Origin of the sequence: Phenylobacterium sp., assembly GCF_020402505.1 — a bacterium.
GTDB lineage: Bacteria > Pseudomonadota > Alphaproteobacteria > Caulobacterales > Caulobacteraceae > Phenylobacterium.
The window spans coordinates 1-3,723 of sequence record NZ_JADBZL010000109.1; the positions used below are offsets into that span (position 1 = coordinate 1).

The 3,723-nt window shown below is 70.3% G+C and carries 4 protein-coding genes; 3 read left to right on the forward strand and 1 reads right to left on the reverse strand.

From position 1 onward, the window contains the following. Window positions 1-1,618: peptidylprolyl isomerase (locus IM632_RS08320; RefSeq protein ID WP_296552213.1), on the reverse strand; the 1,618-nt coding region annotated here is incomplete at its 3' end. Window positions 1,619-1,784: 166 nt separating this feature from the next. Between IM632_RS08320 and tpiA the strand changes: the two genes are divergently transcribed. The 3 genes from tpiA to IM632_RS08335 all read left to right on the forward strand — a co-directional run. Further along, a complete protein-coding gene (gene tpiA, locus IM632_RS08325) occupies window positions 1,785-2,519 on the forward strand; it encodes a triose-phosphate isomerase (protein WP_296484207.1) in 735 nt (244 codons plus the stop codon). A gap of 63 nt (window positions 2,520-2,582) precedes the next feature. After that, a complete protein-coding gene (gene secG, locus IM632_RS08330; RefSeq protein ID WP_293516236.1) occupies window positions 2,583-3,089 on the forward strand; it encodes a preprotein translocase subunit SecG in 507 nt (168 codons plus the stop codon). Between the two features lie 68 nt (window positions 3,090-3,157). Continuing rightward, window positions 3,158-3,723, forward strand: a 566-nt coding sequence (locus IM632_RS08335) for a CTP synthase (protein WP_296552214.1), incomplete at its 3' end; no start/stop codon positions are given.

Genomic DNA, 3,723 nt, shown 5'->3' on the forward strand with positions numbered 1-3,723 from the left:
CCTGAGACAGGGGACCGCCCTGCGCCGCGCCCTGGCGGGTCAGGCCGGCCAGGCGCGCGGGCTTGGCCCCGATGGAGGCGGCGACTGCGTCCAGCTCCTCGCCCTTGCGCACCCGCTCGGCAAGGGACTCGGCCTTGGCGCGCAGCCGCTTGGCCATCTCCTGGTTCATCCATGCCTGCGCGAGCGGCTGGCGCACCTCGGCCAGGGGGGGAAGGGTCCTTGGGATCACCTTGTCGACCCGCACTGCATAGGACTCTCCCGGGCTCTCCTCCTCGATCTGGCTTTCCCCGCCCTCAGGCAGACGGAAGGCGGTCTGCACCAGCTTCGCGGACAAGCCCGCAACCGGCTTGCCGGTGGGGTCAAAGCCCTGTTCGGCCACTGGGCCCAGGGTGATCACCGGCACGCCCGCCTTGGCGGCGGCCTCGTCCAGGTTGGCGCCGCCGGCGTGGGCGTCGTCATAGGCCTGGCTGATCTCGTAGACCTTCTCGGCCGCAGCGGTCTTGCGCGCTTCGGCCTCCAGCATCGGCCGGATCTCCTCGAGGGTGACGATCCTGCCAGGGGTGATTCCGGTCACCCTGATGACCGCCAGACCGAGGTCGCCCTGGACCGTCCGGACCTCACCCCGAGCCATGGCGAAGGCGGCCTCTCCGGCCTTGGCGTCCACCACCGCCGTTCGGGGCTTGTCGACGTAGAATACCGGCTCGACGCCCGCCGAGCGGGCGACCGCGGCCGGGTCCTCGCCCTTCGCCAGCCGGTCGGCCACGGACCGCGCCGTCCCGGCGTCACGGGCCGGAATCTGCACGAGAGAGCGGGTCTCCGGCTGGTTGAGGGAGTCCTTCCTGAAGTCAAACTGCTTGCGGATATCGGCTTCGGAGACCGTCACCCTTCCGGCCACCTGGGCGGAGCTGAACCGCACCACGCTCAGGATGCGGAACTCCGGCCGCATCAGGCGCTCGGCGTTGGCCTTCATGAACTCGGTCAGCTGGGCGTCGGTCGGCGGCTTGGGCGCCTCGACCGCGCCGGGTCCGACATTGAACACCGCCAGGTCGCGGGATTCCTGGGCGAATACGACCGCCAGGGCGCCAAAGGCCCGGGGCGGGCGCAGGCCGTCCACCAGACCGGCGGCCAGGTGGGACTGGGCGATTTCGTCGCGGACGCTCTGCTCGAACTGCGGCGCTGTCAGCTTGTTGCGCGCCAGGGCCTCCTCGTAGAGACGCTTGTCGAAGCGGCCTGACACCTGGTCGAAGAAGGCCGGGATCTTCTGGATCTCCCGGGTGATCAGGGCGTCGGCTGGCCGCAGGCCGATCTTTTCGATCAGCGCGGCCATGGCCTCGCGGTCCGCCAGCATCTCCAGGACCCGCGCATCGAAGCGATTCTCCACCGCCAATTCGTTGCTGATCTGCTGGCCGTTCTGCTGCTCGAGGTTCTGCTTGGCCCGGTCGAACTCGGCGCGAAACTCCTCGGTCGTGACGCTCCGGTTCCCGGCGTGGACCACCTCGTTCTGGGCCCGGGTCTTGAAGACGTCACTGACGCCGAAGACCGCGAAGCTCAGGATCAGGAGGCCGATCAGGACGGCGGCGACCCAGGACTTTGCGAAGGCGCGGATGTGGGCGAGCATGAAATCCTTCCAGGCCCGCAAACCGGGCGCGTTTCAGCGCCGGGTATAGAGGGTTGGCCCGCAAGGGGGCAAGCGGCCGGCGGCGGTCATCCGTCGGGTGACAGCCGCCTCGCCGTGTCGTATCCGCCGGCGGGTGGCGTCGGAAGCCGGCGAAGGGAGAGCCAGCATGCAGAAGCTGATCGTGGGCAACTGGAAGATGAACGGGCTGAGCGCGGACCTCGTTGAGGCGGAGGCCGTCGCCGCGGGCCTGGGCGACGCCGCCGCCCGCGTCGGAATCTGTCCGCCCGCCACCCTTGTCGAGCGCATGTCCCGGTCCCTTGCCGGGACCCTTGTCGCGGTCGGCGGTCAGGACTGCCGGGCCGAGGCCTTCGGGGCCTTCACGGGGGATGTCTCCGCCGAGATGCTGGCCGACGCCGGCGCCACCCTCGTCATCCTCGGGCACTCTGAGCGCCGCGCGGGCTTTGCAGAGACCGACGCCCTGGTCGCCGCCAAGGTCGAGGCGGCCCTCCGGGCGGGCCTGGAGCCCATTGTCTGCGTGGGCGAGACCCTTGCAGAACGCGAGGCGGGCCGCGCCATCGCCGTCGTCACCGGTCAGGTCCGGGGGTCCCTGCCGGCCGCCCTCGCCGGGCGGCCCTTCGCCGTCGCCTACGAACCGGTCTGGGCCATCGGCACGGGACTGACCCCCACCACGGACCAGATCGCCGAGATTCACGCCACCATTCGGGCCGAACTGGTCGCCGTCCTGGGCGACGCCGGGGCCCGGGCGCCGATCCTCTACGGCGGCTCGGTCAAGCCCGCCAATGCGGCGGAGATCCTCGCTGCGGCCGAGGTCGGCGGCGCCCTGGTCGGCGGTGCGTCACTGAAGGCGTCAGACTTCCTGGGTATCCTCGCCGGCGCCTGAGCCGGGACGGTCGGGCGCAGGTTTCGCCTCGCCGGACTGGAAACCCGTCCCCTCCGATGTTAGATGAGCCGCTCTCCCGGCCGGACAGCGGCCAGTTCCTGCGGTTCCTCCATGCTCGGGCTCCTGCTCACCCTGCAAATCATCGTCGGCATCGGCCTGACGGTCGTCGTCCTGGTCCAGCGTTCCGAGGGAGGCGCCCTGGGTATGGGCGGCGGGCCCACCGGTTTCATGACCGCCCGCGGCGCCGGCGACCTCCTGACCCGGCTGACCTGGGGTCTGGGAACGGCCTTCTTCATCCTCAGCCTGGCCCTGACCCTGCTGATCGGGCGCGAACGCGCGGACACCTCCGTGGTCGACCGTGTCAAGGTGGAGAGCCTGTCGCCCGAGGCGCTCAAGCGGCAACAGGAGCAGCAGGCGCCCGCCGCGCCCGCCCCGGGCGCAGCCCCGGCGCCCTTCGAGGCGCCGCGGCCCAGCCTGGCCGACCCCTTCGTCGGCGCTCCGGCCCCGTCGTCCGGTCAGGCGCCGCCCTCTCAGCCCGCGCCCGCACCGGCGCCCAACGGCGGCAAGTGACGCTCGTCCACAGGTGAGACGCATCTCCGGTCTGCAAGCGCCGGCGAATCGCGGCTAACTGGAGCCCCATGACCCGGTACATCTTCATCACCGGCGGCGTGGTCTCCTCCTTGGGAAAAGGTCTCGCCTCCGCCGCCCTTGGCGCGCTCCTCCAGGCGCGCGGCTATCGGGTGCGCCTGCGCAAGCTTGATCCGTACCTGAACGTCGACCCGGGGACGATGAGTCCCTACCAGCATGGCGAGGTCTTCGTGACCGAGGACGGCGCCGAGACCGACCTGGACCTCGGCCACTATGAGCGGTTCACCGGCGTCAACGCCGCCCGCGGAGACAACATCACCACCGGCCAGATCTACAAGACCATCATCGAGAAGGAGCGCCGCGGCGACTATCTCGGCGCGACGGTCCAGGTGATCCCGCACGTCACCGACGAGATCAAGCAGTTCGTCCTGTCCGATCCCGGCGAGGGCGTCGACTTCGTGCTGGTGGAGATCGGCGGCACGGTGGGCGACATCGAGGGCCTGCCCTTCTTCGAGGCCATCCGCCAGCTGGGCCAGGAACTCCCCCGCGGCATGGCCTGCTACATCCACCTCACCCTGCTGCCCTATGTGAAGACGGCCGGGGAGATGAAGACCAA

Coding starts and splice junctions, on each gene's coding strand:
- secG (WP_293516236.1), top strand. CDS start 2,583: ATGAGCCGCTCTCCCGGCCGGACAGCGGCCAGTTCCTGCGGTTCCTCC.
- tpiA (WP_296484207.1), top strand. CDS start 1,785: ATGCAGAAGCTGATCGTGGGCAACTGGAAGATGAACGGGCTGAGCGCG.